The 22,643-nt window shown below is 69.5% G+C and carries 24 protein-coding genes and 1 tRNA gene; 12 read left to right on the top strand and 13 right to left on the bottom strand.

Annotated elements, in window-relative coordinates; all coding sequences use genetic code 11:
- Positions 1 to 51: 51 nt before the first annotated feature.
- From HF024_RS00240 to HF024_RS00220, 5 genes are read right to left on the bottom strand one after another with little or no spacing between them, the layout of a single operon-like run.
- Positions 52 to 1,200: a serine hydrolase domain-containing protein gene (locus HF024_RS00240; RefSeq protein ID WP_168688259.1), complete on the bottom strand. Its 1,149-nt coding sequence runs from the start codon at positions 1,198 to 1,200 to the stop codon at positions 52 to 54.
- Positions 1,197 to 2,174 carry a glycoside hydrolase family 68 protein gene (locus HF024_RS00235; protein ID WP_168688258.1) on the bottom strand — a complete coding sequence of 326 codons (978 nt, stop codon included), beginning with the start codon at positions 2,172 to 2,174 and terminating at the stop codon, positions 1,197 to 1,199. The genes HF024_RS00240 and HF024_RS00235 overlap by 4 nt, the downstream gene beginning before the upstream one ends.
- Before the next feature lie 5 nt (positions 2,175 to 2,179).
- Complete coding sequence (locus tag HF024_RS00230; RefSeq protein ID WP_085367486.1) at positions 2,180 to 3,004, bottom strand: carbohydrate ABC transporter permease; 825 nt, start codon at positions 3,002 to 3,004, stop codon at positions 2,180 to 2,182.
- Positions 3,001 to 3,993, bottom strand: a complete 993-nt coding sequence (locus tag HF024_RS00225; protein WP_247597220.1) for a sugar ABC transporter permease — start codon at positions 3,991 to 3,993, stop codon at positions 3,001 to 3,003. The genes HF024_RS00230 and HF024_RS00225 overlap by 4 nt, the downstream gene beginning before the upstream one ends.
- Positions 3,994 to 3,995: 2 nt before the next feature.
- On the bottom strand, positions 3,996 to 5,348 hold the full coding sequence (locus tag HF024_RS00220) for an extracellular solute-binding protein (protein ID WP_085367485.1): 1,353 nt from the start codon (positions 5,346 to 5,348) through the stop codon (positions 3,996 to 3,998).
- Positions 5,349 to 5,521: 173 nt separating this feature from the next.
- On the opposite strand from HF024_RS00220, the gene HF024_RS00215 reads away from it, so the two are divergent.
- Entirely contained in the window at positions 5,522 to 6,526 is a 1,005-nt protein-coding gene (locus tag HF024_RS00215; protein ID WP_247597219.1) for a LacI family DNA-binding transcriptional regulator, read from the top strand.
- A gap of 73 nt (positions 6,527 to 6,599) precedes the next feature.
- Here the strand turns inward: HF024_RS00215 and HF024_RS00210 are convergent, their stop codons facing one another.
- Genes HF024_RS00210 through HF024_RS00185 form a run of 6 tightly spaced genes read right to left on the bottom strand, consistent with a single transcriptional unit; the run spans position 6,600 to position 8,948 of the window.
- Complete coding sequence (locus HF024_RS00210) at positions 6,600 to 6,773, bottom strand: CsbD family protein (protein ID WP_168688256.1); 174 nt, start codon at positions 6,771 to 6,773, stop codon at positions 6,600 to 6,602.
- Positions 6,774 to 6,801: 28 nt separating this feature from the next.
- A complete protein-coding gene (locus tag HF024_RS00205; RefSeq protein ID WP_168688255.1) occupies positions 6,802 to 7,431 on the bottom strand; it encodes a hypothetical protein in 630 nt (209 codons plus the stop codon).
- Complete coding sequence (locus tag HF024_RS00200) at positions 7,428 to 8,000, bottom strand: DUF6286 domain-containing protein (RefSeq protein WP_168688254.1); 573 nt, start codon at positions 7,998 to 8,000, stop codon at positions 7,428 to 7,430. The genes HF024_RS00205 and HF024_RS00200 overlap by 4 nt, the downstream gene beginning before the upstream one ends.
- Positions 7,997 to 8,326 carry a hypothetical protein gene (locus tag HF024_RS00195; protein ID WP_168688253.1) on the bottom strand — a complete coding sequence of 110 codons (330 nt, stop codon included), beginning with the start codon at positions 8,324 to 8,326 and terminating at the stop codon, positions 7,997 to 7,999. Before HF024_RS00195 ends, HF024_RS00200 begins: the two co-directional genes overlap by 4 nt.
- Positions 8,323 to 8,514, bottom strand: coding sequence for a hypothetical protein (locus tag HF024_RS00190; protein ID WP_168688252.1), 192 nt, complete (start codon positions 8,512 to 8,514; stop codon positions 8,323 to 8,325). The genes HF024_RS00195 and HF024_RS00190 overlap by 4 nt, the downstream gene beginning before the upstream one ends.
- Positions 8,511 to 8,948 carry an Asp23/Gls24 family envelope stress response protein gene (locus tag HF024_RS00185; RefSeq protein WP_168688251.1) on the bottom strand — a complete coding sequence of 146 codons (438 nt, stop codon included), beginning with the start codon at positions 8,946 to 8,948 and terminating at the stop codon, positions 8,511 to 8,513. The genes HF024_RS00190 and HF024_RS00185 overlap by 4 nt, the downstream gene beginning before the upstream one ends.
- Before the next feature lie 194 nt (positions 8,949 to 9,142).
- On the opposite strand from HF024_RS00185, the gene HF024_RS00180 reads away from it, so the two are divergent.
- From HF024_RS00180 to HF024_RS00170, 3 genes are read left to right on the top strand one after another with little or no spacing between them, the layout of a single operon-like run.
- Positions 9,143 to 9,706: an RNA polymerase sigma factor gene (locus HF024_RS00180; RefSeq protein WP_085367477.1), complete on the top strand. Its 564-nt coding sequence runs from the start codon at positions 9,143 to 9,145 to the stop codon at positions 9,704 to 9,706.
- The gene (locus HF024_RS00175; RefSeq protein ID WP_168688250.1) at positions 9,703 to 10,296 is read left to right on the top strand and encodes a hypothetical protein; all 594 of its coding nucleotides are present in this window, start codon (positions 9,703 to 9,705) and stop codon (positions 10,294 to 10,296) included. Before HF024_RS00180 ends, HF024_RS00175 begins: the two co-directional genes overlap by 4 nt.
- Complete coding sequence (locus tag HF024_RS00170) at positions 10,293 to 10,646, top strand: hypothetical protein (RefSeq protein WP_168688249.1); 354 nt, start codon at positions 10,293 to 10,295, stop codon at positions 10,644 to 10,646. The genes HF024_RS00175 and HF024_RS00170 overlap by 4 nt, the downstream gene beginning before the upstream one ends.
- On the opposite strand, the gene HF024_RS00165 is transcribed toward HF024_RS00170, so the two are convergent.
- The gene (locus HF024_RS00165) at positions 10,621 to 11,628 is read right to left on the bottom strand and encodes a hypothetical protein (RefSeq protein WP_168688248.1); all 1,008 of its coding nucleotides are present in this window, start codon (positions 11,626 to 11,628) and stop codon (positions 10,621 to 10,623) included. The two genes, HF024_RS00170 and HF024_RS00165, sit on opposite strands and share 26 nt — an antisense overlap.
- Before the next feature lie 121 nt (positions 11,629 to 11,749).
- Between HF024_RS00165 and HF024_RS00160 the strand changes: the two genes are divergently transcribed.
- Both HF024_RS00160 and HF024_RS19945 read left to right on the top strand, forming a co-directional pair.
- Positions 11,750 to 12,778, top strand: a complete 1,029-nt coding sequence (locus HF024_RS00160) for a diacylglycerol kinase family protein (RefSeq protein ID WP_247597218.1) — start codon at positions 11,750 to 11,752, stop codon at positions 12,776 to 12,778.
- Positions 12,779 to 12,827: 49 nt separating this feature from the next.
- Positions 12,828 to 15,233, top strand: a complete 2,406-nt coding sequence (locus HF024_RS19945) for an FUSC family protein (RefSeq protein WP_168688247.1) — start codon at positions 12,828 to 12,830, stop codon at positions 15,231 to 15,233.
- Between the two features lie 34 nt (positions 15,234 to 15,267).
- Here the strand turns inward: HF024_RS19945 and HF024_RS00150 are convergent.
- Positions 15,268 to 15,351, bottom strand: a tRNA-Leu gene (locus tag HF024_RS00150).
- 116 nt (positions 15,352 to 15,467) lie between these two features.
- Between HF024_RS00150 and HF024_RS00145 the strand changes: the two genes are divergently transcribed.
- The 6 genes from HF024_RS00145 to HF024_RS00120 are packed head-to-tail and all read left to right on the top strand — an operon-like array spanning position 15,468 to position 22,629.
- Entirely contained in the window at positions 15,468 to 16,214 is a 747-nt protein-coding gene (locus HF024_RS00145) for a DUF3662 and FHA domain-containing protein (RefSeq protein ID WP_168688246.1), read from the top strand.
- Positions 16,211 to 16,798 carry an FHA domain-containing protein gene (locus tag HF024_RS00140; protein ID WP_168688245.1) on the top strand — a complete coding sequence of 196 codons (588 nt, stop codon included), beginning with the start codon at positions 16,211 to 16,213 and terminating at the stop codon, positions 16,796 to 16,798. Before HF024_RS00145 ends, HF024_RS00140 begins: the two co-directional genes overlap by 4 nt.
- Positions 16,799 to 16,800: 2 nt before the next feature.
- Positions 16,801 to 18,051 carry a PP2C family serine/threonine-protein phosphatase gene (locus HF024_RS00135; protein WP_168688244.1) on the top strand — a complete coding sequence of 417 codons (1,251 nt, stop codon included), beginning with the start codon at positions 16,801 to 16,803 and terminating at the stop codon, positions 18,049 to 18,051.
- Positions 18,035 to 19,432: an FtsW/RodA/SpoVE family cell cycle protein gene (locus HF024_RS00130; protein ID WP_168688243.1), complete on the top strand. Its 1,398-nt coding sequence runs from the start codon at positions 18,035 to 18,037 to the stop codon at positions 19,430 to 19,432. The genes HF024_RS00135 and HF024_RS00130 overlap by 17 nt, the downstream gene beginning before the upstream one ends.
- Complete coding sequence (locus HF024_RS00125) at positions 19,433 to 20,887, top strand: penicillin-binding protein 2 (RefSeq protein WP_085367466.1); 1,455 nt, start codon at positions 19,433 to 19,435, stop codon at positions 20,885 to 20,887.
- The gene (locus HF024_RS00120) at positions 20,884 to 22,629 is read left to right on the top strand and encodes a serine/threonine-protein kinase (RefSeq protein ID WP_085367465.1); all 1,746 of its coding nucleotides are present in this window, start codon (positions 20,884 to 20,886) and stop codon (positions 22,627 to 22,629) included. The genes HF024_RS00125 and HF024_RS00120 overlap by 4 nt, the downstream gene beginning before the upstream one ends.
- Positions 22,630 to 22,643: the final 14 nt, after the last annotated feature.

Raw genomic sequence — 22,643 nt, 5'->3', positions numbered from 1 at the left:
CACGCAATCACACCGCACGCGCTCGGTGCGCACACATCTCGGTCAGCAGACCTACAGCGAAGCGCGGAACGCGTCCACGATCCGTGTCGCCCTGTCGTCGCCCGCCTCCATCCAATTCGTCACGAACGAGAACCCTGCCTTCGCCCGGCGGTCGGCGAACGCCACCTGGCCGCCGGCGCCGTCGTGGCCGAAGCTCGCGTCGCCGAGGTAGCGACGGGCCTCGGAGTCGAGCTGGAAGCCGCGCGCCCAGCGCGGCCACGGGGCGGGGCTGGGGAAGACGGGCTCGCCATCGCTCATGGGGATGAGCGCCGCATCCAGTGTCGCGTCGTCGAGCAGGGTGCGCCCGTCTGTCTCCGTGACGGTGGCCGACCAGATCGCCGAGAGTGCGTCCGCCGTGGCGATCCCGCCGGCGCCCGGGATCTCGGCCGCCCGAATGCGCGGGTCGTTGAAGCCGCCGTCGGGCGTGACCAGCTGCGCAGGAAGCGCGCCGCCCAGCGTCATCGCGAGCGCCGTCCAGGGCGACGGCGCCTCGCCGAGTTCTTCGCCGGCCTCGACCTGCGAGTCGGACGCCTGGAGGTGCGCGACCCGGGATGCAGCAGCGTCCGGCAAGCCGATCCACGCGCCGGAGGTGTGGTCGCCCGCGAGTGCGGCGAAGTACTGCCCTGCGCTCTGGCCGGTGGTGCGGCGCACCAGCTCACCGGCCAGCCAGCCGTGCGTGACCGCGTGGTACGCGTATCCCGTCCCCGGCTGCCACAGCGGCTCCTCTGCGGCGAGCAGCGACGTGACGTGATCCCAGTCGACCAGCTGGTCGATGGTGAGCGGCTCGCGCAACGCGGACAGTCCGGCGCGGTGGGACAGGAGCTGGGCGACCGTGACGTCCGCCTTGCCCGCTGCCGCGAACTCGGGCCAGTACCGCGCGACAGGAGCCTCGTAGTCGAGCAGGCCATCCTGCACCAGCCGGGCGACCAGGATGGACATCAGCCCTTTGGTGCACGAGAACACCACAGAGGCGGTGTCCTCCCGCCACGGCGAGCGCGACCGCTCGTCGGCCAGGCCGCCCCACAGGTGCACCACCCTCCTGCCGCCGACCCGGATGGTGAGCCCGGCTCCCATCGTCGGGCGTCCGTCGAATGCGCGCTCGAAGGCGTCCGCGACCCGTTCGTACCCTGGCTCGACCGTCCCTGCGATGTCGACCGTCATGCACGTTCTCCTTCTCGTTCGCGCGCGCGGAGCGTGAGGCGCGCGTCGTCCCAACCGATGTCGTACGGGTCGCTGACCCTCCCGCCGAAGCCGCCCGCCGCATCCACGTTCTCGAACGCGAGGAAGACGGAGGCGCCGCTGCGGTCGGTGGTCACCCGGCCGGCGTACAGCGACTCCGGCGTCAGGAGCGTACTGGAGGCGACGTCGAACGGCCCGGCGGCAGACGGGGCCGCCGTGAACCAGACGCCGCCGGTGCCCCCGGTGCGCCGACCTGCGAGGTGTGCCGCGTCGCAGGAGAAGAGCAGGATGTCGCGGCCGTCGACCCGCACGAACTGCGGAACCTCGACGTGGGCGAAGCCGCTTCCCGGTGCGCTCACCGGCGGCTGGACGATCCACTCGTCCAGGTCGGCCGACCTGGCGTGCCCGATCACTCCCCGGTCGCGCACGTCGCCGCCGTCGCGGGAGCGGGCCGTGATCAGCATGTGCCATCCCTCACCGGCCGGATCGCGGAACACCCACGGGTCGCGCCACGCTTCCTCGTGCCACGTCCGGTCGGTGAGGAGTTCGTACCAGCGCGGGTCGGCCTGCAGGTTGACCCGCGGTTCCTTCGTCCAGGTGAAGAGGTCGTCGGAGGTGGCGACGCCGATCGACTCGACGTTCGCGATCTCGTGCGGGGAGAGGAAGACGGAGCCGGTGTAGAACATCCGCCAGCGTCCGTCGTCGCCGCACACGACGCTCCCCGTCCAGGTGGCCGAGCTGTCCAGGTCGCCGGGAGGCCCAGCCGTGAGCACCGGCCCGTGGTCCTCCCAGTCGGTCAGGTCGGTCGACGTCGCGTGCCCGATCGACGCGTTCCTGTGGCGCAGATCAGGATCGCCGAGCGAGGTCGGCGCGTGCAGGTAGAAGAGGTGATGCGTTTCGCCGTCGTCGGCGAGCCAGAAGTCCCAGACCCAGTGATCCCGTTTGCTGAACACCATGCCCGTCAGCCCTTGACCGCACCCTGGATCAGCGCCTTGATGAACTGACGCTGGAAGATCACGAAGACCAGGATGGTGGGAAGGATGATGATGAGGGCGCCCGCGTTCAGCAGCGGGATGCTCAGGCTGTACTGCCCCTGGAAGAAGGTCAGCGCCCCGGCGACGGTGCGCTGCAACGGGTCGGCGATCAACACCACGGGCAGCAGGAACTGGTTCCAGGTCCAGAGGAACAGCAGGATCGCCAGCGCGGACAGCGCAGGCCGGGCGAGCGGCAGGTGGATGTGTCGCAGCTCCTGCCACATCGTCGCGCCGTCCACCCGCGCGGCCTCGGAGAGCTCGGCGGGCACGCCGACGAAGTGCGCGCGCATCCAGAACACGCTGAACGGCATGAACAGCCCGATCAGCGGCAGGATGATCGCCCACTGCGTGTTCAGGACGTTCAGCGACTGCATCTCGTAGTACAGCGGGATGATCAGCGCCTCGAACGGGATGGTCAGCCCCAGGATGAAGAGGATCAGCAGGGCGCGACCGCCCCGGATCTTCAGGCTGCCGAGCGCGTATCCCGCCAGGCTCGAGATGACCAGGCTGACCGGGACCACCCCGAGCACGATCAGGCCGCTGGAGCCGAGCAGCTCCCAGACGTGCCCGGTGACGAAGGCTTCGCCGAAGTTCACCCACTGCGGGTCGCTCGGCCAGGTGAGGCCGGTCGGGTTGAGGTCGGCGGGCTGCAGGGCGGCGGAGAGCATGCTCACCAGCGGGATGACGGTGAGCACGAGGACGACGGAGAGCAGCACGCGCCCCGTCCACTTCTCGACGGGATGGACGATCATGAGTCACGCACTTTCGAGAGACGCTGAATCGGGAGGACGACGATGAGGACGAGGACCATCAGCACGATGCCGAACGCGGATGCCAGCCCGACCTCGCTCTGGGTGAACCCGATCCGGTAGATCGAGATGCCCGGCACCAGGGTCGCCCGGCCCGGCCCGCCGAGCGTGGTCGTATAGATGATGTCGAAGCTGCTGAGGGCCGCGATGATCGTGATGGTGATGAGCACCGCGAGCTCCTGGCGGAGGCCGGGGATCGTGATGGTGAAGAACTCCCGCCACCACCCGGCGCCGTCGAGGCGCACGGCCTCGTAGAGAGATGCGTCGATCTTGCCGATCCCGGTGAGCAGCAGCACGGTGCAGAGCCCGGTCAGCGTCCACGAGCCGATCAGGCCGACGGCCGGCAGCGCGGTCTGGTAGTCGCCGAGCCACGGACGGGCGAGCCCGCCCAGCCCGACCCAGCCGAGGATCTGGTTGACCGCGCCGGTTTGGGCGTACATCCACGACCAGGCGATACCGGCCGCGGCCAGCGGGATGATCTGCGGGAGGAAGAGCACGGTCTGCGAGAAGCTGGAGAAGAACCCGGCCTTGATCGACCGGATGAGGGTGGCCAGCACCAGCCCGGCGATCACCGGGATCACCGTGAAGAACGCGATCAGGATGAACGCGTTCCTGATCGCCCCGAGCAGGTCGGGGTCGGTGAACACGGTCAGGTAGTTCTGCAGTCCCACCCAGGTGGATGCGCCGATCCCGTTCCAGTCGTAGAACGAGAACTGCACACCCTGGATGAGCGGCCACAGCACGAAGGCCGCATAGAAGAGGACGGCGGGCGCCACCAGCACCCAGCCGATCCTGCTGCCGTACCCGCGCGCCCGAGCGCGGGTACGGGCAGGCCGAGGTGCGGCCCCGGATGCGGTTGCGCCATCCGCCCGCCGCACAGCAGGGGCACTGCCGACGGTGTCGTCGCTGATCCGGGGCCGCACTGTGCTCATCGTTACTTCTTCACTTCCTGCTGGTAGAACGCCTGCACCTTGTCCACGAACTCCTGGCCGGTGATCTTGCTGGTCACCAGGAGCTGGGATTCGGGGATGATCGCCCCGGCGTAGATGCCCGCCGTGGTGTTGGCCATGAAGTCGACCTGGCCGTCCTCCTTGGCGATCTGCGCTGCCGACTCCAGGACCTTCTCGGTGAGGGAGCCCTTCTCGACCTTCGGCTGCGCCTGCGACGGGTCGCCGCCGGGGGCCGCACCGGTCACGTCGACGACGATCTGACGCGCCTTGTCGTTGGTGTGGATCCAGTTGAGGAAGTACGCGACCTCGTTGAGGTTCTTCGACTTGGCTGCCGCGGAGAACGAGTTCGCCGCGCCCATCGCCACGTGGTCTCCGCCCTTCTTGGCCGGGGGAACGAGGAAGAACGACACGTCCTTGCCCAGCTTCTTGGCGTAGTTGGCCGCCTCCCAGTTGCCGTTGAAGGTGAAGACACCCTTGCCGTCCTGGAAGTTGCTGACGAAGGTGAAGTAGTCGACAGCGTTGATGTCGGACGGGAAGTAGCCGGCGTCCGCCCACTTCCGGATGAGGTCTGCACCCTTCACGATGCCCGGCTGGTTGTACGTCGCGCCCGGCTTGTTGAACATCCAGTCGAGGAACTCGGTCTTGTCCGCGTACTGGTTCATCGCGGCCTGGACGGTGAAGTTGACCACGCCGTCCTTGTCGCCCTCGACGAGCGGGGCGATCCCGGCCGCCTTGGCCTTCGCGAAGTCGGCCTGCAGCTCGTCCAGCGTCTCCGGCGTGGAGGTGATGCCCGCCTGAGCGGCCAGCTTCGTGTTCATGTAGATGCCGGTCACGCTGTAGCCGAGGCCGAGCTGGTAGAGCGAGCCGCTTCCGCGGACGCCCTCGTCCGTCATGCGCAGCGGTGCGAGCTGCGCGGCCGACCACTTGTCCCAGCCGTATGCCTTGAAATACGGGTCGAGGTTGGCGACCAGGCCGTCCTTGACCGTGTCGCCGAGCGTCGGCAACCGGATGAGGTCGGGCGGCGTCGAGCTGGCGAGCAGCTTGGGCGCGTTGGCCGTGAGGTTCTGGAACGTGTCCCTCGTGATCTTGAAGGTGATGTTGGGGTGCTGCTTGGTGAACTCTTTGGCCAGGTCGTCGGTGAGCGGGAAGCCGGTCTCGTCGGCGATGGTCAGCTGCACCTTGTCTTTGGTGAGCGTGGTGCTGACGTCGGTGGCCGTCGTGGCGCCGGGGGTGCTCGACCCCGGAGCGCATCCGGTGAAGACGACGGCGGTGATCGAGGCGATGAGGCCGGCGGCTGCTGCGCCGCGGAGCCGTCGCCTGCGCGAGGTGGGGGACATACAGGACTCCTTTGTCGAAGGGCGGGATTCGTTGCCCGAAACCCTCTGCTAAATGCTTTCAGCAGGCCCTATACTGAGTGACGTCGCACAGATTGTCAACTAGGTCTCTCGATTGGCCACGTGAGCGGCTAACATCCCGCAAGGAGGAGGACCGCTCGATGTTGAGTAAGCGCGTGACTTTGGCAGACGTGGCCAGGAAGGCCGGATTGTCGGTGTCTGCCGCGTCCATGATCCTGAACGGCCGCCCGGATACGCGGCTGTCTCAGGATGCGCACGACCGCGTCCACGCCGCCGCGAGCGAGCTCGGCTACCGCCCGAACGTCGCAGCACGCGGGCTGAAGACCGACAAGACCCACACCATCGCGTTCATCTCCGACGTGGTCGCCACCACCCGCTTCGCGTCCGGCCTGATCAAGGGGGCGCTGACCGCGGCCGAGAAGGCCGGTCACGTCATGATGGTGCTCGAGACCGGCGGAGAGCCGAAGCGCGAGACCGAGGCCATCGGCGCCGTCCTCGACCGCCAGGTCGACGGGATCGTCTTCGCCACCATGCGCGCCCGCGAACTGTTCCTGCCGGAGATGGCGATCGAGACGCCCGTGGTCATGCTCAACGCGACCAACGCCCGGTTCCCGCACGCCGTGCTGCCGGACGAGTACGGCGGCGGCCGATCCGCCGTCGCCGTCCTGACCGACGCCGGCTTCCGCGACGGCATCGCCCTCCTCGGCCAGAGCGACGAGAAGGAGCGCGGGCTGTTCCGCTCCGCGACGGTGGCGCAGCGCGTCGCGGGCATCAGGGATGCGATGGCCGAGAACGGTCTGACGTTCGCCTCCGAGTCGTCGTCGTGGCTCTGGGAACCGGACGAAGGCTACGAGGCGACGAAGAAGCTGCTCGCCAGGAAGGTGCGCCCCACGGCCATCCTGAGCATGAACGACCGCCTCGCGTTCGGTGCGTACCAGGCGGCGCTCGAAGCCGGGCTCAGCATCCCGGACGATCTCTCGATCGTCTCCTTCGACAACGACGAACTGGCCGCCTACCTGCGCCCGGGGCTTACCACCGTCGCGCTCCCCCACGAGGCGATGGGCGCCAGGGCTGTGGAGATGCTGCTGAACGACGACCCGGTGCGCGAGGCCCTCATCCCGATGGAGGTCGTGCACCGGGACTCCGTGCTGAGCAGGTGACCGGGCTGCGCGACCCGGAGACACGGAACGGCGCGACCAGCCATGCCGGTCGCGCCGTTCCCTCCGAGGACGACTACTTCTTGAACGCGTCCTTCACGTCCTCGACCGTCCCCTTGGCCTTCGCCGCCGTCTGATCGGCCTTGCCGTCCGCGACCTTGCTGTCGTCGTTGGTGAGCTTGCCGATGACCTCCTCGGCCTTGCCCTTGAGGTCCTGCGCGGCGTTCTTGATCTTGTCTTCTGCACTCATCTGCTTCTCCTTCTTTCTTCTTCTGGTGTCACGACGGCCGGACGGCCCTTGTCGTGGTGTCGACCCGCACCGCTGAGCGGAGGCGGGACCGGAATCCGCCCGTCAGCTGGGCGTAGACCGCCGGCTGCGATCCGAGTGCCTCGCCCAGCAGGCGGACGGTGTCGTCGATGGCGTCGACGATGGTGCGCGGCGCGGCTCCTCGTCGGCAGTCGACGGCGATCTTGAGCGCCACGACCTTCCGAACGCGGTATGCGCTGACGGCCACCCTCGCCACGCCGGGAACGGTCGAGAGGCGCTGCTCGATGAGAGCGGCCGCGACGGACACGTCGACATCGAGGTCGCCGTCCCCTGTCCGCGCGCTCAGCACCGTGGACTCCGCCCCGTGTCCCTGCCGCACGATGAAGACGATCAGCAGCACCAGGAGCACGACGGCACCCGCGATTGCGACGACCGCGGCCAGGCTGACCGTCGTGCCCGCCCAGAGCGGCGTGCCGAACACGCTGTCCGTCCACGTCCTCGCGGAGCGTCCGGCGTCCAGCCAGGCCCGCGCGGCCGACGGGGCCACGAGCGTCCAGGCGATGGCCACGGCGACGACGATGGATGCGAGCCCGAGAACCACGAGGAGCCCGCGGTTGAGAGCCCGGTTGGTGCTGTTCACGATCCGACCCTCCCCGTCTGTGCGATGTTCACGGACACGCGCACGGCCTTATCGGCACCGGCGGCCGCGAACTCCTGCTCGACCGCGCGCCGTACCGCCGCCTGGTCGACGCGGTGCCCGGACACGGGGACGATCTGCACCGCAGCGCTGCGCCGGCCGAGGGAGACGCGCACCGCGTCCGGATCGACCCGCGCGGTCCTCGCCGCTGCCCGGGCGAGGGCAGACGCCAGCATCCCGTCGTCGGCGACGACCGCAACACGGTTCGCCGTCAGCGCTCGGCGCGCCCGCCGTCCGGGGAACACGGCCAGCCCGAGCAGGACGAGTCCGATCACCGCGGCGACGACCGCGACGCCGACACGCAGCGCGGCCGGGGCGTCCGGGAAAGTGAGGACGGCGAGGAGCGTGCCGCGCGGGGCGGCCACCAGGGGCCGCATCCCGAGCAGGTGCAGGATGCCCTCGGTCGCGAGCAGCACGATCAGGAGTCCGAGGACCGACGCCACGACGATGGCGGACGTCGACCGCGGCGAGTGCGTCTCGCGGCGGACGACGCGTGTCTCCACCCCGTTCATCGCACCCTCCTCTCCGTGATGATGGCCTTCGTGGCCCGCATGTCGACGCGGGCCACATCCAGGCCGGTCAGTTCGGCGAATCTCGCCCTGGTGTCTGCGGCGGCTGCCGCCAGGCGCTGGATCAGATCCTGGCCGTCCGCGCCGGCGTCGCCGTCGCCGAGGGGCGGCATCGCCACGGGCGACCGCACGGTCACGGCGAGTGCTCCCGCCGCGTCGCTGATGCGCACCGCCGGGTCGCGCGGAGCGACACCGAGCGCGTCTGCCGCGATCGCCTGCACCAGGTGCTCCAGCGCCCGGGGGGCGAAGCGGTCGCGTCCGCCGGTCACGATGACGAGCGGCGGCCGCGGAGCGCGTCGATCAGCCGGGCTCCGTCGATGTCTCCGCTGACCAGGCGCCCGACGAGCCATCCGACCAGCATCGCGACGGCGACACCGACGAACGCCCAGAATCCGAGGGCAGCCCAGACGACGGCGAGCACGGCGCCGACGAGCAGGCCGAATCTGGCGGTGGTCACTGGACTCGCGCCTCCTGCTCGTCCGCGTCGTCGGACGGGACGTGCACGTCGTTGACCGTGACGTTGACCTCGGTGACCTCCAGGCCGATGATGTGCTCGATCGCCTGCGAGATGGAGGCGCGCACCTCCGCTGCGACCTTCTGCAGCGGCACGGGGTACTCGGCCACGATGGTGACGTCGGCGGCGACCTGGGTCTCGCCGACCTCGACGCTGATGCCCTGGCCGAGGTCGGAGGCGTTCATCGCATCCCGGATGGCTCCGAGTGCGCGGGCCGCCCCGCCGCCGAGCGCGTAGACGCCGGGAACCTCGCGGGCGGCGATCCCCGCCACCTTCGCGACGACCGCGTCGCTGATGACGGTCTTGCCCTGCGTGCCGGATGCGGCGCTCGCGGTCGTGATCCCTGTGGTTGCGGGGGCAGTGGGTGTGGTTGCCATGCGCTTTCCTTCCGTCTCGTGGCGGGGTCTCCCGCCGCGGTCACCGTTGTGACCTGTGCTTCTCAGACGAGCCGAGTCCGGGATTCGTCACGTCCTATTTCGAAAATCTTCAGAAGAATCTCGCTTGGCTTGCTATTCGACTGTCTAACATGATGTTGGTCAGCGCTCAAGGATGCGGATCGGGAGGGGGCGCCGTGCGGAAGTCCACCCTGGCCGACCTGCTGGATGCGGCGGACGACACCCTCGTCGGTCGCGCAGCGGACGGAGACACCGTCGCATTCGAAGTGCTCGTGCGCCGCCACGGACCGCTGATGCGCGCATACGCCGCCCGGATGCTCGGCTCGACCTACGAGTCCGACGACGTCGTGCAGGAGACCTTCGTGACCGCGTGGCGACGTCTCGGCGAGCTGGAGAACGGCGCGGCGGTGAAGAGCTGGCTGATCCGCATCCTGAGCAGACGGTGCATCGACCGCATCCGGGCGCGGCACGAGCACGACGACGTCACCGAGCTGGACGTGCCGACGCAGCAGAAGGACGATCCCGGCCATCTCGCCGAGGTCAGGACGGCCTCTGCCGCACTCGGCAGGGCGCTCGACGGTCTGCCCGAACTGCAGCGGAGGTGCTGGGTGCTGCGCGAAGTGGGACAGTACAGTTACGACGACATAGCGACCGAGCTCGGCATCCCCGCATCCACGGTGCGCGGCCAGCTGGCGAGAGCTCGCAAGAATCTGCTCGAGGCGATGGAGGACTGGCGATGACAGACCCGCTCCTGCCCGAGGACGAACTCATCGACGGCCACACGCTCGACGAGCTGAGCGACTACCTCGCGAACGGCCGCCGTCCGGCCAACCCGGCCATCGACGACTCCCCCGAATGCCAGGCGGCTCTCGCCGCGCTGGAACGTCTCGGCCGCGCCACCACGCAGCTCCTCGAAGCCGAGGCCGCCGCCACCCCGGCAGACGACACCTGGGTCTCCCGCATCCTCACGGGCATCCGGTTGGATGTGCAGGCGGGCAGGCGCGTCCCGATCGTGCACGACGACCCCGCCGCGGACCTCTCGCTGACCGAGGGGGCGGTCCGCGCCCTTGTGCGCAGCGTCGGCGACGACGTCGACGGCGTGATCGTCGGCCGCTGCAGACTCGACGGCGACATCGAGACCCCTGGGTCCCCGATCGCCGTGCACCTCGAGATCTCGGTGCGTTTCGGCCTCCCCCTGGACGGCACGGCCGCTGCGGTGCGCAACGCCGTGGCGGCGGAGCTCGTCAAGCACGCCGAGCTGACGGTCGCCTCAGTGGATGTGGTGGTCACGGACGTGCGCGAGCCTCGCGCGGGCAAGGAGCAGGGATGAGCGCGACGCACGCCTCCGACGAGACACCGGCGGACACGAGCGGCCTCTCCGATCACATCCTCGGCGTGCCGGGCGTCTCCACCGTCTACCCGGCGGCTTCGCCGGTCGCCCAGGTGGTCTCCGCGATCGGCGCTGCGCTCACGCCGGCCGACGCGGACCGCGAGGGCATCGCAGACCGGGTGGACATCGCGGTGAGCGACGACCGGATCCGGGTGCGAATCGGCGTGGACGGCGTCGAACCGGCCGGCGAGGTGTGCCGCACGGTGTACGCGGTCGTCCGGGCGTGGGCGGACAGGACGGGCCGCACCGGGTGCGTCGTCGACGTCACCGCGGCGACCATCGGGGACTGACGGGGTCCTCGTCCGGCTGAGCCGTGAGCTCCGCCGCGTGCTCGCGCGCGTAGCGCTGGGCGCGGCCGATCCGCACCGCGTAGTACGGCACGAGGAACACCAGCATCGCGACCAGCAGCACCGCGAGCCCGACGGAGAACGCCGCGTTCCGGCCGTCCACGATGGAGCGCACCTGCTGCACGGCGATGCTGAGGTAGAGCAGCGTCGTCCAGCCCAGGGTGAAGCCGAGCACCGTGGGGACGATCGCCGCGTATTTCGCCGCTGCGACGCGCTCTGCGGGGTCCAGGTCCAGGTCCTTCTTACTGAGGACGACCCTCCCGACCTTCCTGACCGTCCCGAGATCCCCGCCCACCGTGCTCCGCAGCCGCCGGTTGAGCGGCACAGTGAACGCGATGCACGCCACAGCAGCGGCGAGCGAGGCGAACTGGAGGGCGATGACCAGCGCCCCGCCGATGTCGGGTGACAGGAGCGCGCCGAATGCGACGACCCCCACCGCGTACGCCGCGACGAAGATCCCGGCCACGATCAGCACCTTCCGCTGGATCTCCCGGCGGCCGACGGGCATCCACTCGTCATCGGCCCGTGGATGCGCCCGCTCGTGCCGCTGGAGCAGCCCGCCGACGGCGAGCGCCAGTGGCGTGAGCACCGCTCCTCCCGCGATGAACAGGATCGGCAGCCACACCGGCGCCCCGGCCAGCACGGCGAACAGCACGATCGCGACAGCCGCGAGCACTTCGAGGCCGACCACGACCCACAAGTAGCGGAGGAAGAACGACCGGCTGCCCTGCGACCCGCGCACATCCCAGTACGACGTCAGCGAACCGAGGACCAGGGGCCCGTAGATCAGGATCGTCAGGGCGAAGATCGCCAGCAGGTCGAGTCCGGCGGAGTGCCTGGACGACTGGGTGACGATCAGCAGCACGCCCCCGGCCACCAGCGCGGTGCCGAGAACGGTGGAGAGAATGAAAGCCAGAACCTTCACAGCGATGCCCTTTCGCGAGGCTGACCGCGACACAGCGGCCCTTCGCATCAAACGCCGCCACGCGCGGCAACACAAGGTCGATCTGACGATTTCTCACTTCGCCGCGACCTATTCTTGACCGGTGAACGCTGACGCGAAGGACCCGGCGCCGCCCCGGCGTGCGGCGATCGTCTACAACCCGACCAAGGTGGATGTGGGCACACTCCGTGCTCTCGTCGCGCGCGAGGAGGCCGGAGGCGGCTGGGCGGAGTCGTACTGGTTCGAGACGAGCGCTGACGACGACGGCCGGGCGGCCGCGCAGAGCGCTCTGGCCGAGCATCCGGAGTTGGCCGTGATCGTCGGAGGCGATGGGACGCTCCGCGCGTCGGCCGAGGTCCTCGCCGGGACGGGCATCCCGCTCGGACTGGTCCCGGCGGGCACCGGCAACCTGTTCGCCCGCGAACTGCGCCTCCCCGTCTCCAACGTCAAGGCCGCGGTGACCACCGCGTTCACCGGGGTGGATGCGAACGCCGACCTCGGTCTCGCCGTGCTCGACCGGCCGGACGGCACGCAGACCAGGCGCGCCTTCCTCGTGATGGCCGGGATCGGACTGGATGCGCACATGGCCGGGCACACGAATCAGCGCCTCAAGAAGCGCATTGGCTGGCTGGCGTACTCGGACCCGATCGCGCGCAGCATCCTGGGCAACAAGCAGTTCGACCTCCACTACGCGCTCGACGACGAACCGGAGGTGGCCCTCCGGGCGCACACGGTGATCGTCGGCAACTCGGGCAGCCTCACCGCCGGCCTGCTCCTGATCCCCTCCGCGACCATCGACGACGGCCTGCTCGACGCTGTCGTCCTCCGCCCGCGCGGAGGCGGCGGCTGGACGAACATCGGCTACCGCCTCACCTTCAACCGGATGCTGCACCGCACCGGCTTCGGCCGCTTCGTGTCGCGCTACAGCCCTACGCCGCGTGCGATCCGCTACGCGCAGGCGAAGACCATGCGGGTCCGGTTCGACGAGCCGCAGGAGATCCAGCTCGACGGCGACCCGAACGGCGTGGTGGTCGGGGCGACCCTCACGGTGCAGCCGCACGCGCTGACCGTGCGGGTGGACCCGCAGCGGGCAGCGCAGCGCCGCAGCGCCGCTCCCGTGCTGGCGTCGTAGCGGCGGCTGCTCCGGTCGCGCTGCCCAGCGCGGGGGATACACTGCCGCCATGCACGCTGGGTCTTCCCCGCCGCGGGCCACCGACGCGACACCGTCGCGGACCCTCGCGCGCCTGTCGGCCTGGTACACGCGCCACGATCCCGGCCACGCAGCCCTCCGCCGCGCCGCCCGCACGGCGATCGTCATGCCGGTGCTGTTCGCCTTCAGCAGCGTCGTGCTCGGCGACGCCCAGGTGGGCACCTTCGCCGCCTTCGGCTCGTTCGCCATGCTGATGCTGGTGGATTTCGCCGGCCCGATGCGCGAACGCCTCCAGGCCCAGCTCGGCCTCGCGATCACCGGCGCTGTGTTCGTCTGCCTGGGAACCCTCGCGTCCTCCCCGATCTGGCTGGCCGTCGCCGCGATGGCGGTGGTGGCGTTCGCGGTGCTGTTCGCCGGGACGGTCAGCTCGGTGCTCGCATCGGCGAGCACCTCCCTGCTGCTGGCCTTCATCCTGCCCGTCACTCTTCCAGGGACGGTCGCCGACATCCCACCGCGCCTCCTCGGCTGGGGTTTGGCGGCGGTCGTCGGCCTGGTGGCCATCGCGGTCCTCTGGCCGGCGCCAACCAGGGAACCCCTCCGAGCCCCGGCCGCCGCGGCGTGCCGCGCGCTGGCCGCCCGCCTCCGCGCCGACGTCGCCTACCTGCACGGCGACGGCGACCCGGCCCTGTCCTCGGCCCGCGCCACTGCCGTCACAGCCGCCGACGCCGCGGTCGACGCGCTGCAGACCGTCTTCCTCGCGTCGCCATACCGCCCCACCGGCCTCAGCACGTCCGCCCGCACCATCGTGCGCCTGGTCGACGAGCTCACCTGGCTCAACATCCAGATCTCCCAGTCGGCGCTGTCCCCTCCCCTCGGTTCCACCCCGGCCTCCCCGCTCCGCGAGACCGCCCTGCAGTCGAAGCTCGCCGCGGCGGCAGCACTGGATGCGGGAGGCCGGCTGCTGCTGACATCCGGCGGAGACCCCGCCCCCCTCGAGTCCGCCCTGGCGGGCCTCCGGCAGGCACGCGCCGCCATGTACGCGGCCGCCATGTCGATGCCCGCGCTGCCGGGCGGCGCATCCACCCCGGGTGGCGCCTCCCTCACCACTTCCGCCCCCAGCCCCCTCGTCTCCGCACTCGACCCCGGCTTCCGCGCCCAGGAGCTCAGCCACGCCGTCGACCAGGCCGCCCGGAACATCGCACTCACCGCGAGGGCGGAGCGCCGCACCTGGTGGCAGCGCGTCCTCGGCAGGCAGCCCGGCGACGTGCCCGGCCCGCTCGCGGCCGCCGAGGAGCGCGCGAGCGGCTACTTCACCTGGCATTCCGTCTGGCTGAGGAACAGCATCCGGGGCGCGGCCGCCCTCGCGCTCGCGGTGTTGCTGGCGGACCTCACGGGCGTGCAGCACTCGTTCTGGGTGGTGCTCGGCACCCTCTCCGTGCTCCGCTCCAACGCGCTCAGCACCGGCCAGACCGCCCTTCGCGGCGTGCTGGGCACATCGCTCGGTGTCGTGGCCGGAGCGATCCTGCTCCTCGCGATCGGCACGAACACGGTCGCGCTGTGGGTGCTCCTCCCCATCGCGGTCCTCTTCGCCGGAATCGCCCCCGCAGCCATCTCGTTCGCCGCGGGCCAGGCCGCGTTCACGATCACCCTCGTGCTGCTCTTCAACATCATCGCGCCGACAGGCTGGACCGTCGGCCTGCTCCGCATCGAAGACATCGCCATCGGCTGCGGCGTCAGCCTCCTGGTCGGCGTGCTCTTCTGGCCCAGGGGAGCCTCCGCCGCCCTCCGCCAGGCCCTCGCCGAGGCATACGCCGACGGCCTCCGCTACCTCTCCGCCGCCGTCGCATACGGCCTCGGCCGTTGCGCCCAGTCACCAGACGCCCTCCCGCGCCCCACCCCGCAATCGACGAAAGCCGCAGCCTCCTCCCGCCGCCTCGACGACACGTTCCGCACCTACCTGGCCGAGCGCGGCACCAAACACCTCCCCCTCGCCCAGGTCACCGCCCTGGTCACGGGCGTGGCCGGCGTCCGCCTCGCCGCCGACTCGATCGTCGACGTCTGGCAGGGCCAACTCCCCGTCCCGGCCGACGTCACGGCAGCCCGCCACCCCCTCCAGCAACTGGCCGCCCGCCTCACCACCTGGTACGACCAACTCGGCGCCGCCCTCGTCACCCACGCCACGCCACCACTCCCCCTCCACCGCGACCCCGCCGCCGAGCGCAGCCTCGCCGAGGCGATCACGCCTGACCTGGATGCGGTTGTCTCCGATGCCGCCGCCCCCACCTCCCCAAGCGCTGCCACCACCGTCCGCCTCATCTGGACAGCCGACTACCTGGATGTGGTCCGCCGCCTCCAGGCACTCATCACCTTCTCCGAGACCGCGGCCCGCGACACGCCCCAGCGCACACCCCCCGGGAACGACGAAGGGCCGACCTGATTTCCATCAGATCGGCCCTCGTACGTTATGTCCGTGCGCGAGGGGGGACTTGAACCCCCACGCCCTTTCGAGCACTGGCACCTGAAGCCAGCGCGTCTGCCAATTCCGCCACTCGCGCGAACTAGGAGAGACTAACACGACCTCCGCATCCATTTCGAATCAGGGCCCCTTCGGTGCCTTCTCACCCGTTCCGACTAACATGCTCATAGTCGACGAGCCGGGAGCGGGAGACCTGTGGGCATTCTGGACAACTTCGAGAGGGGTCTCGAACGTGCTGTCAATGGCGCGTTCGCCAAGACCTTTCGGTCGGGGCTGCAACCGGTCGAGCTCACCAGCGCGCTGAGGCGGGAGCTGGACACCAAGGCCGCCGTCGTCACGCGGGACCGCATCCTGGCTCCCAACCGGTTCGCCCTGCGCATGTCGCCCGCCGACTACAAGCGGATGCGCGGGATGGGGGCGGCGCTCACCGATGAGCTCGTCTCGTTCGTGCAGCAGCACGCGACCACCCAGCACTACCAGTTCGCGGGCGGCATCTCCATCGACCTCGTCGAGGACTCCTCCATCACCGAGGGCATGCTGCAGGTCGACTCGGAGAACGTGAAGGGCGCCGTCGCGTGGACGCCCGTGCTCGACATCGGCGGCAAGCGGTACCCGCTCACCCGGTCCACCACTGTCATCGGGCGCGGAAGCGACGCGGACATCACCGTCGACGACACCGGCATCTCCCGCAAGCACGTGCAGATCATCTGGGATGGGCAGCGCGCCCAGGTGCAGGATCTCGGCTCCACGAACGGCTCCCAGCTGAACGGCCAGCCGGTGCGGAAGGCGATTCTCGAGCCGGAATCCGTCATCACCATCGGTCGTACCCGTATTGTGTTCCGGGTGCTGCCGCAGGCGGCGCCAGCCCCGTCCGCCGGTCAGGGCTTCGCCGACGACGTGACGCGGCGCAACGACATCGGGAATTTCTGGAGCGAATCGTGAACCCCAGTGAGCTGACGCTGCTCGTGCTGCGGTTCGGCTTCCTCCTGCTGCTGTGGCTGTTCGTGTTCGGCATCGTCTACGCGCTGCGCACCGACCTGTTCGGGCAGCGGGTCCGCAAGCTTCCGGATGCGCAACAAGCCGCATCCCCGTTCGTCGCGGCCCCCGGCGGCGTGGCACCGGCGGGTGCGGCAGCGGGCGCAGCGGCAGCCGGCCGCCCCATGCAGGCCCCTCCCGTCTCCAGCCTCCCGTCCGGCGCGAACACCGCCACCGGACGCCCCAAGGCCACCACGCAGTCCGCCGGCCGCCTGGTCATCACCTCCGGCCCGCGCCAGGGCACCGAGCTCGCCCTCGGCCGCGACCCGATCACCATCGGCCGGTCGAGCGATTCCGGGCTGGTCATCCGCGACGACTACACCTCCACCCACCACGCCCGCCTGCTCCTCTGGAACGACGAGTGGATGGTCCAGGACCTCGACTCCACGAACGGCACCTTCCTCGACGGCCGCCGGGTCACCGTCCCCACCCAGATCCCGCTCGACACCCCGATCAAGATCGGCACGACGACGTTCGAGCTGCGACGGTAGACGTGGCGGCGAATCGGGCAGCGGCCGTCTCTCACGTCGGGAAGATCCGCTCCAACAATCAGGACTCCGGCTATGCCGGGCATGACCTGTTCGTCGTCGCAGACGGGATGGGCGGTCACGCGGGCGGCGACGTCGCCTCCGCCATCGCCGTCAACCGCATCCGCGAGGCCGACAAGGAGTACGCGACGGCCACCGAGGCGGAGTTCGCCCTGCAGTCCGCGCTGATCGCCGCCAACTCGCTGCTCGCCGAGACCGTGTTCGAGCATCCGGAGCTCACCGGCATGGGCACGACCGTGAGCGCCATCGTGCGGGTCGGCGACCAGCTCGCGCTCGCCCACATCGGCGACTCCCGCATCTACCTGTTCCGCGATGGAGAGCTCAAGCAGGTCTCCATCGACCACACCTTCGTGCAGCGGCTCGTCGACAGCGGCCGCATCACCGAGGAGGAGGCGATGGTCCACCCTCGCCGGTCCGTGCTGATGCGCGTGCTCGGCGACGTGGATGCGTCCCCCGAGATCGACACCTGGATCCTGGACACCCGGCCGGGAGACCGCTGGCTGATCTGTTCGGACGGCCTGAGCGGCGTGGTCAAGCACGACGACATGGTCGCGGCCCTGTCGTCGAGGGATGCGCCGAAGCAGGTCGCCGAGAAGCTCGTGCGTCAGAGCCTCGACGCCGGAGCGCCGGACAACGTCACCGTCGTCATCCTCGACATCGCGGACACGGCTCGCGGCGAGACCATGAAAGACCCGGTCACGGTCGGCTCCGCCGCCTCCCCGCTGTCCTTCGACACCGAGGCCAAGCCGACCACCCGCACCACGCGCCTGCCGTCGCTGCGGTTGCACCCCATCCGTCCGGCCACCGGACCGACGCACTTCGAGCCGCAGTCCGAGGACTATCTGGACGAGCTGATCGAGGAGGATCAGCGCCGCGTCCGCCGTCGCCGCGTCACCTGGCTCGTCGGCGTGATCGTCCTCGTGCTCGCCATCGCCCTCGCCGCCCTGTTCGGCTACCAGTGGACGCAGTCCCGGTACTTCGTGGGTGCGTCATCGTCCGGAAACGTGGCCATCTTCCAGGGGGTCCAGCAGAATCTGGGCCCGATCTCCCTCTCGCACGTCTACGAGGAGTCGAGCGTGAACGTCGACGAACTCCCCGCGTACGACAAGCAGCTCGTGGAGCAGACCATCAACGCCGACAGCCTCGAGTCGGCCAAAGCGATCGTGAATCAACTGTCCGATGCCGTCAAACAGTAACGCTGCGACGCTCGACCAGCCCGCGCCGGCCACCGGCAGGGTCAAACGACTGCGCCTGCCCGCCAAGCTCCGCAACCTGGAGCTGGCGCTGCTCATCGTCGCCTGCGCCATCAACGCTGTCGCCGTCGTGCTCGTGCAGCTCGGCGCCCTCGGCCACGTAGACCTCACGCTGCTCTACCTCGGCGTCGGCCTCTCCGTCCTGGTGTTCGGGATGCACATCGCGCTCCGCTACGTCGCCCCCCAGGCGGACCCGTTCCTGCTGCCCATCGCCACCGTGCTCAACGGCATCGGCATCGCCGAGATCTACCGCATCGACATCCACTACCAGGACACCGGCTGGAACAGCGCCGGCGTGCGCCAGATCGTGTGGAGCGCCATCGCGATCATCTGCGCGCTGGCGGTCATCGTCGTCATCCGCAACCACCGCGTCCTGCAGCGGTACACGTACATCTTCGGGTTCGCGGCGCTCGTCCTGCTCCTGCTGCCGATGCTCCCCGGCATCGGCAAGGAGATCTACGGCGCGCGCGTCTGGATCGGCATCGGCCCGTTCAGCTTCCAGCCCGGCGAGATCGCCAAGCTCTGCCTCGCGATCTTCTTCGCCGGCTACCTCGTGCAGCACCGCGACTCGCTCTCGATGGTCGGCAAGAAGTTCCTCGGGATGCGGTTCCCGCGCGCAAGAGACCTCGGCCCCATCCTGATCGTCTGGCTGATGTCGATGGCGGTCATCGTGTTCCAGCGCGACCTCGGAACCGGTCTCCTGATCTTCGGCCTGTTCCTCGTGATGCTGTACGTCGCGACGGCCAGGATCAGCTGGGTCATCCTGGGTCTGCTGCTGATCGTGGGCGGCGCCGTCGTCGCCAGCCAGGTGCTCGTCTACGTGCACGACCGGTTCGAGAACTGGCTCAACCCGTTCGCGCAGAAGGTCTACGACGCGGACGGCGGCAGTTTCCAGCTGGTGCAGGGCCTGTTCGGGCTCGCGCACGGCGGGCTCATCGGCACCGGCCTCGGCCAGGGTCAGCCGTGGGTGACGCCGGTCTCGCAGAGCGACTACATCATCGCGAGCATCGGCGAGGAGCTCGGCCTGGCCGGCCTGTTCGCGATCTTCGCGCTGTATCTGCTGTTCGTCGCGCGCGGTCTGCGCATCGGGTTCGCCGGTCAGGACGACTTCGGCAAGCTGTTGGCCGTCGGCCTCGCGTTCACCGTGGCACTGCAGTGCTTCATCGTCATCGGCGGCGTGACCAGGGTCATCCCGCTGACCGGTCTGACCACGCCGTTCCTCGCGGCGGGCGGTTCGTCGCTCGTCGCCAACTGGATCATCGTCGCTCTGCTGCTCCGGCTGTCGGACACCGTCCGCAACCAACCCCGTCTGGTGGTGAGCTGAGTGAATCGCGAGATCAAGCGGATCAGCACGATCGTGCTGCTGATGTTCGTCGCCCTGCTGGTGTCGACGTCGATCCTCGCCGTGTTCCAGGCGGACGCCCTGACGGCGGATGCGCGCAACAGCCGCGCGCGCAACGACAGCTACGCGCAGCAGCGCGGCGCCATCCTGGTCGCCGGACAGCCGGTCGCGCAGTCCGTCCCGTCGAACGACGTGTACAAGTTCCAGCGCGTGTACAGCAACGGCCCGCTCTACTCCTCCGTCACGGGCTTCTTCCCGGTCAACGGCGAGCCGACGGGCCTGGAGGGCGCCCTGGACGACAAGCTCTCCGGTTCGTCGAACTCGCAGTTCTTCGACCGCGTCAACGCGATCCTGACGGGCAAGAACCCGCAGGGCGCCTCCGTCGAGACCACCATCGACCCCGTCGCTCAGCAGGCGGCGTACGACGCGCTCGGCAGCTACCAGGGCGCCGTGGTGCTCATGGAGCCGAAGACCGGCCGCATCCTGGCGATGGTCTCGAAGCCCGATTTCGACCCGAACACCTTGGCGGGCCACGACGGCGACACGGTCAACGCCAACTATCAGGCCCTCCTGGATGCGCAGGGCAGCCCCCTGACCAACCGCACCATCGGCGGCGACCTCAACCCGCCGGGCTCCACCTTCAAGCCCGTGATGAGCGCCTCGGCGTTCGAGTCGGGCAAGTTCACCAAGGACAGCCAGCTGCCCAACCTGTCGTCCCTGCCGCTGCCCGGATCGCCCACGGTCGTCAAGAACGACAACTTCTCCACCTGCGGCCCCGGCGCCACCGTCTCGATCGCGACCGCGCAGATCCTGAGCTGCAACATCCCGTTCGCCGAGCTCGGGATGCAGCTGGACCCGCAGACGATCCACACGCAGGCCGAGAAGTTCGGCTTCAACCAGTCGCTGAAGATCCCGATCCCGGTGGAGAAGAGCGTTTACCCGCTCTACGTCGACGACGCGAAGCGCGCGCTCGGCTCGTTCGGTCAGTACAACGACAAGGCGACTCCGCTGCAGATGGCGATGGTGTCGGCGGCGATCGCGAACGGCGGCAAGCTGATGTACCCGAACCTGGTCGACTCGATCCGCTCGGCCGACCTGCAGACCCTCGAGAGCTTCCAGGCGAAAGAGTTCAGCCAGGCGCTCAGCCAGCAGAACGCCGACACGATCAAGCAGATGATGGTCGACGGCGTCGATCACGGCGTGGCGAGCAATGCAAGAATAGACGGGGTCGAGGTCGGCGGTAAGACCGGAACGGCGCAGAACGGGGACAACGACCCGTTCACGCTCTGGTTCACAGGTTTCGCGCCGGCGAACGATCCTCAGTTCGCTGTGGCGGTTGTTGTTGAAAATGGCGGTGGACAAGGTCAGAACGGCACGGGTAACTCCATCGCCGCTCCGATCGCGAAGAAAGTACTAGAGGCGGTGCTGAATAAATGAGACCCACAGCAGGGCTCACCTTCGGGGGACGTTACGAGCTGCAGTCGCGTATCGCGATCGGCGGCATGGGCGAGGTCTGGCAAGCGACAGACCTCGTCATCGGACGCACCGTCGCCATCAAGATCCTCAAGGACGAATACCTGGGTGACCCGGGCTTCCTCGAGCGCTTCCGTGCCGAGGCCCGCCACGCCGCCCTGGTGAACCACGAGGGCATCGCGAACGTCTTCGACTACGGCGAGGAGGAGGGCAGCGCCTTCCTGGTGATGGAGCTCGTCCCCGGCGAGGCGCTGTCGACCATCCTGGAGCGCGAGCACGTGCTCAGCACGGACAAGACGCTCGACATCGTCGCGCAGACCGCCGCCGCGCTGCACGCCGCCCACGCCGCCGGGCTCGTCCACCGCGACATCAAGCCGGGCAACCTGCTGATCACGCCGGACGGCCGCGTCAAGATCACCGACTTCGGCATCGCGCGCATCGCCGACCAGGTTCCGCTGACGGCCACCGGCCAGGTCATGGGAACCGTCCAGTACCTCTCGCCGGAGCAGGCGTCCGGTCACCCGGCGTCTCCGACCACCGACATCTACTCGCTCGGCATCGTCGCGTACGAGTGCCTCGCCGGCCGTCGCCCGTTCACGGGCGAGTCGCAGGTCGCCATCGCGATGGCGCAGATCAACGAGGCTCCGCCCGAGCTCCCCGCCACCGTCGCCGAGCCGGTTCGCAACCTGGTCTTCGCGTGCATCGCGAAGAACCCGGCCGACCGTCCGGCATCGGCAGCGCACCTGGCGCGCGCAGCTCAGGCCCTCCGCCGCGGCGACGTCCAGGCGGCCGCCGCCTCCGTGCCCGCCGTCCTCGGCGGTGCTGCTCTCGGCGGCGCGACCACGATGCTCATGCCGTCGGCGAACGCCGGCGCCACCGAGGCGACCACCGTGCTCCCGTCCGCGGGCGCGAGGACCATGCAGACCGAGGTGCAGGAAGCCGAGCCGTCGACCACGACGAAGAAGCGCAGCCCGTGGACGTGGCCGCTGATCGCGCTGATCGCTCTGCTGGCGCTCGTGCTCATCGGAACGATCATCGCCCTGGTCGCACAGCCGAACACGCCGGCGCCCACCCAGACCAAGACCACGACGAGCCAGCCGCCGGCGCCCAAGCCGACGACGCCGAGCCCGACCCCGACGAGCAACACCGTGCAGATCACGGAGGCCGACTTCGACGGGCTGACCGCCGACGCCGCGCGCGCCAAGCTGCAGGGCCTCGGGATGGTCGCCGACGTGCAGACCGGCAACGCCGCCACCGCGCAGGCCCAGGTGAACACGGTTTACTCCGTGAACCCCACCGGACCCGTGCAGAAGGGCGCCACGATCACGGTCAAGGTGTTCGGACCGGTGACCCCGATCCCGACGCCGACGGACGAGGTCACGGCCAACCCGAGCGAGGTCGACAACTTCGACCCGAACAACATGCCCAAGGTCACGGTCACCTTCGGATCGGCCACCTGCCCGGCCGGACAGGACCTCAAGGGCCGCGCGCTCTACGTCAACGGCACGCAGCAGACACCGGTGAACGCCACGTCCACGACGTGGACCCCGAACGCCGTCGGCACCTACCAGCTCTCGTACACGATCTTCTGTGGGGAGTCGATCGAGTCGGCGCAGTCGCCCGCGGTTCCGTACGTGGTCAAGGCCAGCGCATCCACCGGGGGGAACAACAATGGAGGAACAGGGACGGGGACGAACGGCGGCTGATCGCGCGTCTTCAT

Source organism: Leifsonia sp. PS1209, assembly GCF_012317045.1.
Lineage (GTDB): Bacteria > Actinomycetota > Actinomycetes > Actinomycetales > Microbacteriaceae > Leifsonia.
This window is presented reverse-complemented; position numbering and strand designations above follow the sequence as displayed.

Bases quoted from the DNA above. Each gene is read 5' to 3' on its own strand.
- HF024_RS00240 (WP_168688259.1), bottom strand. From the start codon at position 1,200: ATGACGGTCGACATCGCAGGGACGGTCGAGCCAGGGTACGAACGGGTC.
- HF024_RS00235 (WP_168688258.1), bottom strand. From the start codon at position 2,174: ATGGTGTTCAGCAAACGGGATCACTGGGTCTGGGACTTCTGGCTCGCC.
- HF024_RS00230 (WP_085367486.1), bottom strand. From the start codon at position 3,004: ATGATCGTCCATCCCGTCGAGAAGTGGACGGGGCGCGTGCTGCTCTCC.
- HF024_RS00225 (WP_247597220.1), bottom strand. From the start codon at position 3,993: ATGAGCACAGTGCGGCCCCGGATCAGCGACGACACCGTCGGCAGTGCC.
- HF024_RS00220 (WP_085367485.1), bottom strand. From the start codon at position 5,348: ATGTCCCCCACCTCGCGCAGGCGACGGCTCCGCGGCGCAGCAGCCGCC.
- HF024_RS00210 (WP_168688256.1), bottom strand. From the start codon at position 6,773: ATGAGTGCAGAAGACAAGATCAAGAACGCCGCGCAGGACCTCAAGGGC.
- HF024_RS00200 (WP_168688254.1), bottom strand. From the start codon at position 8,000: ATGAACGGGGTGGAGACACGCGTCGTCCGCCGCGAGACGCACTCGCCG.
- HF024_RS00185 (WP_168688251.1), bottom strand. From the start codon at position 8,948: ATGGCAACCACACCCACTGCCCCCGCAACCACAGGGATCACGACCGCG.
- HF024_RS00175 (WP_168688250.1), top strand. From the start codon at position 9,703: ATGACAGACCCGCTCCTGCCCGAGGACGAACTCATCGACGGCCACACG.
- HF024_RS00170 (WP_168688249.1), top strand. From the start codon at position 10,293: ATGAGCGCGACGCACGCCTCCGACGAGACACCGGCGGACACGAGCGGC.
- HF024_RS19945 (WP_168688247.1), top strand. From the start codon at position 12,828: ATGCACGCTGGGTCTTCCCCGCCGCGGGCCACCGACGCGACACCGTCG.
- HF024_RS00130 (WP_168688243.1), top strand. From the start codon at position 18,035: ATGCCGTCAAACAGTAACGCTGCGACGCTCGACCAGCCCGCGCCGGCC.
- HF024_RS00120 (WP_085367465.1), top strand. From the start codon at position 20,884: ATGAGACCCACAGCAGGGCTCACCTTCGGGGGACGTTACGAGCTGCAG.